The 6,528-nt window shown below is 57.8% G+C and carries 7 protein-coding genes and 1 tRNA gene; 2 read left to right on the top strand and 6 right to left on the bottom strand.

All coding sequences use genetic code 11. The features are described 5' to 3' along the window. Positions 1-542: hypothetical protein (locus HWX34_RS02790; RefSeq protein ID WP_178970882.1), on the top strand; the 542-nt coding region annotated here is incomplete at its 5' end. An 88-nt stretch (positions 543-630) separates the two neighbouring features. On the opposite strand, the gene HWX34_RS02785 is transcribed toward HWX34_RS02790, so the two are convergent. The 3 genes from HWX34_RS02785 to HWX34_RS02775 all read right to left on the bottom strand — a co-directional run bounded on the left by HWX34_RS02785 (position 631) and on the right by HWX34_RS02775 (position 3,600). Beyond that, positions 631-1,368, bottom strand: coding sequence for a hypothetical protein (locus tag HWX34_RS02785; RefSeq protein ID WP_178970881.1), 738 nt, complete (start codon positions 1,366-1,368; stop codon positions 631-633). A 241-nt stretch (positions 1,369-1,609) separates the two neighbouring features. Beyond that, positions 1,610-3,355: a site-specific integrase gene (locus HWX34_RS02780; protein WP_178970880.1), complete on the bottom strand. Its 1,746-nt coding sequence runs from the start codon at positions 3,353-3,355 to the stop codon at positions 1,610-1,612. Between the two features lie 155 nt (positions 3,356-3,510). Then, positions 3,511-3,600: transfer RNA gene (locus HWX34_RS02775), tRNA-Ser, on the bottom strand. A 196-nt stretch (positions 3,601-3,796) separates the two neighbouring features. Between HWX34_RS02775 and HWX34_RS02770 the strand changes: the two genes are divergently transcribed. Further along, positions 3,797-4,948, top strand: coding sequence for a pyridoxal phosphate-dependent aminotransferase (locus tag HWX34_RS02770; protein WP_370459658.1), 1,152 nt, complete (start codon positions 3,797-3,799; stop codon positions 4,946-4,948). A 70-nt stretch (positions 4,949-5,018) separates the two neighbouring features. Here the strand turns inward: HWX34_RS02770 and HWX34_RS02765 are convergent, their stop codons facing one another. The 3 genes from HWX34_RS02765 to murI are packed head-to-tail and all read right to left on the bottom strand — an operon-like array spanning position 5,019 to position 6,523. Continuing rightward, the gene (locus tag HWX34_RS02765; RefSeq protein WP_218645026.1) at positions 5,019-5,297 is read right to left on the bottom strand and encodes a barstar family protein; all 279 of its coding nucleotides are present in this window, start codon (positions 5,295-5,297) and stop codon (positions 5,019-5,021) included. Further along, positions 5,288-5,740 (bottom strand): ribonuclease domain-containing protein, encoded by a 453-nt coding sequence (locus HWX34_RS02760; RefSeq protein WP_178970879.1) that lies wholly within the window; start codon positions 5,738-5,740, stop codon positions 5,288-5,290. The genes HWX34_RS02765 and HWX34_RS02760 overlap by 10 nt, the downstream gene beginning before the upstream one ends. 3 nt (positions 5,741-5,743) lie before the next feature. After that, positions 5,744-6,523, bottom strand: coding sequence for a glutamate racemase (gene murI, locus HWX34_RS02755; RefSeq protein WP_178970878.1), 780 nt, complete (start codon positions 6,521-6,523; stop codon positions 5,744-5,746). Positions 6,524-6,528: the final 5 nt, after the last annotated feature.

The following is a 6,528-nucleotide window of genomic DNA, read 5'->3' as shown; positions in this document are numbered from 1 at the left end:
TGCACGGCACTGTTGCCGCGCGCAAAGCCGAAGCCTTGGCGAAGAAGTTTCATGCTCGGTACGGGATAGGCTGCTCGCCAGCGCAGCGACTGACGCGTAAGGGGAAAGGGCTGGCCAATGCGGTGTTGGTCATGTATTGGCCCTTGGATGCAGAAAAGGTGGAGTGGCTACTGCTGGCAACAGATGGCGAAGGACTCGAGCAGGAGAGCTTGCAGGATGTTGGAGATAAGCCTTACTTGAAATGGCTTGGGTATGAACTGGTACGCCAACCCAGCCGAGGCCGGGCCGCGTGGACATGGCGACGGTCAAAACAGGAAATGGAAGAACTGCATGCCTTGATTGCCATGCAGGCGAATCGAAAAAACACAGCCGCGATAACGGAAACGCTGGAGCGCATCGCCAGGCAGCCTGGCTTTCATGGCGTACGAACCCAGTCATGGGCGTTATGCCAGGCTGCGCTACAGCGTGGATACGATGGCCCGCTGCCTCACCTGTTTTTTGTGCAAAAGATAAGTCATGGGGAGCGGCTGGAACTGGAGTAGCTTGGGGCGATTTATCTAGGAAAGCAGCTGATTAATAAGAGAACAGTTCTCCACGATTAGGCGAAATAGACCAAGTATCAGGATAACTTTACCCGTCATGAGGTCGTTCAGACAACATTGGTTCTTTGGTGTAGTCAAAATCGAACGTATGCACAACCGCGCGTGTATCCATCGCGCTAACACTTATTTTGACTCCGCCGTATCCCCATTTCGCAGAAGTACCGGCGAGCATACCGGGTTGAATTGCTGGGTACGGCCAACGGAAGATCGTGACAAACCGCTCGTCACCGGGGTTCAGGTCTGCTTTCTGTTCCTTCAGCATCTCAAATTCTCCTACCGATGGGCTATTCCTCAACTCTCCAGTCAGTTCGATGACCACTTGGACGTCTCGGAGTGTGCGTCCTCCAGTATTATGGATCGCAACCGCATACCTGTAGTAACTATGACTAACTGTATTGTCTGGTTTCATCACAGCTTCAATTGACCAAAAGCGACTTTGGCGATTGTTGGGGTCGAAAATAATTTCGATTGGTGACGGTGCTTCGTAGATTGATAAACGTGCTTTGTCTTTGGACGTTGAGCGGTAAGAAGCTTCATATACCCATGCGAGCAACAGAGCCAACGTCATGGAGGACCATGTTGAAAATGTCCACTGTGGGAGTAGGCTGATGAGCTTCCAGTGGCTCTCATTATCAGGTCGCCAAAACTCATCGCGGACGAATGGAAACGTGGTTAATGCAAACCAAGCTATCCCTAACCATTTTCCCCATAGCCCCTCCGCCCAAAGCGATTTTAGGTGGTTTGTTCGGGTCTGATGGATTGTCATGGTGGATCCTTATTGAGCGAGTCATCAAGTATATAAGGTTTGGGTTGTCACTCGGCTATGCCGAGCGATGGAGCAAGGGTTTAAAGCGCGAATGGCAGCTTGGCGCAAAATTTTTATCACATCAGACGTTTGACCAGGCATGACTTCACCATGTCATGACAGTTGGCTACAGCTACAGGCAGGGGCAAAGACTTCAACAATGGGAAATGACCCATACTTGCTCCTATCTGCGATACCATGCTTACGGCTTGTCCGCCCGAATGAAGTCCACTTCCGGGAAGGTGATGCGCGACAAGATTTCCAGCTTCTTGTCGACCGGCAGTTCGCCGCGGTATTTCTTCACCACTGCTGACGCTTCCTGATTGACCTGTCCGTTCTGGATAGTCTCGATGCTGGTGATATTGCTGGCATGGCCGGTGATGGTTTCCGCGCTGACCACGCCTAGCACCATCGCTCGGTGCAGGAAGGTGGAGCGGAAGGCATGCATGCCGACAATACGGGCATTCGGGGTTTCGTCGCGCAGCCCGATTTCCTGCAGGAACTCGGTAAACCATTTCATCGCTTTGGGCGAGGCGCGGCCTGCGGCGGTCGGGAAGGCCTGGAACAGCAAGGTGTCGCCACGTTTCCTGGCTGCCGCCACATAGTCGAGGAAGCCCAGCTCAATCAGTTTGGGATGGATGGGTAACTTGCGTTTGGAGCCACCAGTCTTCACCGATTTGTCGATGCGGGCATCCCCTTCGGACTCATCGGTAATGTCCATATACCAGGTGCCTGTTTGCGCATCCTGCGTGATATCGACTTGTGGGTTCAGTTGGCACAGCTCATTGACCCGCGCGCCGGTGAACAGGCCCAGATGGGGAAGCCAGTATTTGTGGGCCATGGCGGGACGTTTGGCAAAGCGTGCCATTTCCGGCCCTTCGAACAGTCGCTTGAGTTCTGCCGATTCAAACGCACGTTGCCCGCCTTCGGGGTCACGGCGTGAGCCGAGGTATTGCACCCCTTCAGTGGTCAGCGTCATCGGCCAGCCGTGGTCTTGCCACTTGCGGCGGCAGTATTTGATGAACGGCGTCATCACGGCGAGGTAGGTGCCATCGAAGGTCCCCTTGCTCATCTCGCCGCGTTGCTGCTTGGCCAGTTCCAGTGGCCGCAGCTTTTCCTGCCGGCAAATGTCTTTCCAGCGTGGTGGCAGGGTTTGCACCGCTTCGAAGTAAGCCTCAAGGTCAGTTTGCTTGAGCAGGCCGATGGGCTTGTCGCCGATGATATCCACCAGCAACGGCATGACGGCCGTGACCTTGCGCAGCATCGCCACCTTGTCCAGCTTCTGGTAGTAGGCCAGATAGCTTTGGGTCACCTCCGACAGCATCGGTGTTTCAAGCCGCTGCGCCATCACCGGGGTCGGCACTTCCTTGCCGTCATAGCGACTGAGCAGTTTCTCGTTGGTACGGATGGCCATGCGGCCATACGCCAGCGCCAGCCGGCGCATTTCGGGTTCAGTGGCTTTGAGCTGGTAGCGGTACAGCCGCAGGAATTGTTCCAGCGGGCCACGCAGTAGCTCGTAGTCACCAATGGCCACCGCGCCTTTGAGGATGCGATTGGCCTCGGTGTAGCCGCTCTGGTATTCCTCGATTTCATCCAGCGTGTAGTGACCGCTTTCGCGGCGTGCTTCATCCCCAGCCAGGCTGACCGACTCGGCATGCAGGCAGATAGCGTCGATGACTTCCGGGGTAAGTGCGTCGATGTGGGTAATGGCAGCGAGTTGCGTACGCGCGTAGCGCTCCGCCTGCCGCTGTCGCTTTTCCTCCCACTCGGAGGTTAGACGGGCTTCTTCCGCGCGATGGCGCTCGACAGCTGTGCGGTAGTCTTTGGTGCGTAGCGAAAACGTGATTTCTTTTTTGCCGGGATAGCAAACAAGAACGTCAGTAGGGATACGACGACGAAGATAGTAGGTGCCGGATTGGGGGGGGCGTTGCAGGCCTGTGGGTAACATTGGCGTGGTTCATGGTGTTCCGATCCAGAGTATAGGGAACCAAGAAGAAAACTGAACTCATTACCGCCAATGTGTAGGAGTGTTGTGTAGAACTCAGGGCCTGAAAAGCCTTGTTTAGCCTGAATTTACTGTGAAATCAACACTTTAGATGGGTCTGGCGGAGAGGGAGGGATTCGAACCCTCGGTACGCTCGCACGTACGCCTGATTTCGAGTCAGGTACATTCGACCACTCTGCCACCTCTCCGACTCAGAGATGCGCAGTGTATTGGTGGACGGGATTCCTGTCAATAGTATCTGCATGAAAGCGCTGTTTTCGGGGGCTGGGAGCGGCCAGGCGAGGGCGGGAGGGCTTCTTGGTGGTGTGCTTGTAATGGGCTTGCTAAACTCAGCGACTTATTCAGGCAGCTGTCGGCATGCAGGCTGCGCCACAGGGGATTGCAGTGAAACTATCAAGCAGGATGAATGGCGTGGCACCGTTTCAGGTGATGGCCATTCTGGAGCGGGCGCGTGCCTTGCAGGCAGAAGGCCGTGATGTGATTCATCTGGAAGTGGGCGAGCCGGATTTTGCCACGCCACACGCCATTGTGAAGGCTGGGCGGCAGGCCCTGGCGAATGGTCATACTTTCTATACGGCAGCACAGGGGCTGCCGCAATTGCGTGAAGCCATTGCCGGTTTTTATCAACAGCGCTATGGCGTGTCGGTGGATGCGCGTCGCATCATCGTGACGCCCGGGGCGTCGGGTGCCTTGCAGATTGCCTTGTCCTTGCTGGTTGATCAGGATGATCAGGTGTTGATGGCCGACCCCACCTATCCCTGTAACCGGCATTTTGTCAGCCTGTTGGGCGGAGAGCCGGTTTGCCTGCCGGTAGGGCCGGAGACCCGTTATCAATTGCTGGCTGACGGTGTGGATGCCGCTTGGGGCGTGCATACGGTTGCTGCCATGGTGGCCAGCCCGGCCAACCCGACCGGGACTTTGTTGACCGCAGCGGAGCTGGCGGCGCTGAGCGCCAGTTGCAAACAGCATGGTGGCAGCCTGATTGTGGACGAAATCTATCATGGCCTGACTTATGGCTGTGATGCGGCCACGGCGCTGGCGGTGGACCCGGATGTATTTGTGATCAACAGCTTTTCCAAGTATTTCCAGATGACCGGTTGGCGACTGGGCTGGCTGGTGGTGCCGGATGATTATGTCGAACCGGCATTGCGTCTGGCGCAGAACCTGTTTCTGTGCCCGCCGGCGATGGCGCAATATGCCGCGCTGGCGGCTTTTCAGCCGGATGTGATTGCCGAGCTGGAACAGCGCCGTGCCGAGTTTGGCCGCCGTCGCGACTTTCTGTTGCAGGCACTGCCGCAACTGGGCTGGCAGCTGCCGGTGCAGCCGGAGGGGGCGTTTTATCTGTATGCCGATGTCAGCGCGGTAACGGATGACAGCTTTGCCTACTGCGCACGTTTGCTGGAGGAGGTGAACGTGGCGATTACGCCGGGGGCGGACTTCGGCCAGTTTGGCGCAGCCTGCCATGTGCGCGTGGCCTACACCACCGGTATCGACCGGTTGGCGGAGGCGGTGGCGCGGATTGCCAGCCTGGGCTGATGGGGCCGGTGACGTGTTATGAACAAAAAGGCTGCCGGAATGGCAGCCTTTTTTGTGAGAGCGTTATTGCTCAGTGATGAATGTCCAGCGTGACATCGCCACGCTCTTCTGCCACCGATTGCAGGATTTCCAGCAGTGTGGCGTAGACATCGGCCCCCAGCTTGCTGCGGGAGAGTTCGGTGCCGCGCCAGACAATTTCAAACGGGCCGCTGACATCGCCGCTCAGGCTGTCGTACAGGGCATCCAGATTACGGCCGAAGTGGGCCGGCAGGTGCAGCTGGCGGCTGATTTCATCGTAAAACTGTTCCAGTGATGTGATCTGTTGCAATTGGCAGATGGTTACTGACATGCAGGCACCTCGATAAAGCGCTGGTAATGATCGACGGAAACAAAACGCTGCCCGGCACGGGAAAAGACCAGGCGATTTGCTCCGCGCTTGCCACCTTTATAGTTCAAATCCGCTTCCTGCCATTGCCCTTTGGGCAGCTGTTTTTCGTAATTGCCAAACCTGTCGCCACCAATGGATTTGCCTTGCAGGGCGGGGACGCTCCACAGGCTGCGGCCCGGTTGCCAGCCTGCGGCTTGTGCCTGACGCTTGGGAATGAATTGATCCGGCAGTCGGCCGGTTTGTTTCAGTGCCTGCAATACACTGCCAAGTTCGGCCGTGTCCAGCCGGTTGCCGGTTTGCTGGTTCACTATGCGGGCAACATCGCTGCACTGGGGTAGGGCCCAGGCTGTGGGTGCAAGCAGGGTGGAGAGCAGCAGTGCTGGCAAGAAGTGACGTAGCTGCATGATTTACTCCAGATTCAGGGATTCGACTGCGTGGCCGTGCCCAATCAGCAATGGCAGCATGCTGGCCATGGGCTGGGTGTCCGGCGCGGTGGTGATGAAACGGTAGCAGCGGTCGCCAATACTGTCACTGCCATGTTGTTGCAACAGCGATTGGACGCGCCGGGCAATGGCCTCGGCCGGGTCGTACAGGGCAATGCGTTCGCCGGTCAGCTCGCGGATCAGCGGCGAGAGGAAGGGGTAGTGGGTGCAACCCAAGGCGATATGGTCGATGTTTTCCAGTAGCAGTGGTTGTACGACGGCGGCCACCCGGGCCCGCGTGAGGGCGCTGTCCAGTTCGCCTGCCTCAACCTGTTCAACCCAGCCATGTCCTGGGCGGCGCAAGACCTCCACTCCGTTGGCATGGGTGTCCAGCAGGGTCTGAACCCGCTCGCTGGCCAGCGTGGCCTGCGTGGCCAGCACCGCGATGCGACCGGTACGGCTGGCGGCGGCGGCGGGCTTGATGGCGGGCTCTACGCCCACGATGGGAATGGGCAGTTCACGCCGCAAGGCACTGATGGCCACGGTGGTGGCGGTATTACAGGCCACCACCAGGATGGTAGCGCCCTGGCTCATCAGGTAATGGCCGATGGCCAGGCTGCGGTCGATGATCTCTTGCCGACTGCGCGGACCGTAGGGGCAGTAGGCCTGGTCGGCCAGATAGGTAATCGGCCAGTCGGACAGGGCAACGCGCACCGCGCGCCAGATGGACAGCCCGCCCAGGCCAGAGTCGTGCATAGCGATCATGCGGC

Origin of the sequence: Aquitalea sp. LB_tupeE, assembly GCF_013391415.1 — a bacterium.
Taxonomy (GTDB): domain Bacteria; phylum Pseudomonadota; class Gammaproteobacteria; order Burkholderiales; family Chromobacteriaceae; genus Aquitalea.
This window is presented reverse-complemented; position numbering and strand designations above follow the sequence as displayed.

Coding starts and splice junctions, on each gene's coding strand:
- HWX34_RS02765 (WP_218645026.1), bottom strand. CDS start 5,297: ATGTCAGTAACCATCTGCCAATTGCAACAGATCACATCACTGGAACAG.
- HWX34_RS02785 (WP_178970881.1), bottom strand. CDS start 1,368: ATGACAATCCATCAGACCCGAACAAACCACCTAAAATCGCTTTGGGCG.
- murI (WP_178970878.1), bottom strand. CDS start 6,523: ATGATCGCTATGCACGACTCTGGCCTGGGCGGGCTGTCCATCTGGCGC.
- HWX34_RS02780 (WP_178970880.1), bottom strand. CDS start 3,355: ATGTTACCCACAGGCCTGCAACGCCCCCCCCAATCCGGCACCTACTAT.
- HWX34_RS02760 (WP_178970879.1), bottom strand. CDS start 5,740: ATGCAGCTACGTCACTTCTTGCCAGCACTGCTGCTCTCCACCCTGCTT.